Origin of the sequence: Gelidibacter salicanalis, assembly GCF_016469035.1 — a bacterium.
Classification (GTDB): Bacteria; Bacteroidota; Bacteroidia; order Flavobacteriales; family Flavobacteriaceae; genus Gelidibacter; species Gelidibacter salicanalis_A.
Genome location: NZ_JAEHJZ010000663.1, coordinates 1 through 298, shown reverse-complemented (window position 1 = coordinate 298; position 298 = coordinate 1). Strand labels below are relative to the sequence as shown.

At 51.7% G+C, this 298-nt stretch carries 1 protein-coding gene; it reads right to left on the bottom strand.

Going from position 1 to position 298, the window contains the following annotated elements; translation table 11 throughout:
* On the bottom strand, positions 1-278 hold a 278-nt coding region (locus JEM65_RS22235; RefSeq protein ID WP_233530841.1), incomplete at its 3' end, for a YniB family protein.
* Positions 279-298: the final 20 nt, after the last annotated feature.

The following is a 298-nucleotide window of genomic DNA, read 5'->3' as shown; positions in this document are numbered from 1 at the left end:
AACGGGAAATACTGCACCAAAATGGTGTGCCGGGGTATCACAATGCGTTCTTCAATCTGAGGACGAGTCCGCCCTTCTGCGCCCTTCGCCTGCTCAAGGATAAGCTGATCCTGGATCCCCTCGCGAACATGTTTCACCTGACGGGACATTCTTGCGCCGGATGCCTGAAGCGCCAGCCCCACAAAGATAAGCCAGTAGATGATGAAGAACATGATATTCGCACTTGTCACGCCCTGCCCGAGAGACGGCACCGGCGAGTTGTACCAAAAAACGTTCAAAAATGAAGTGTTAAACTTAA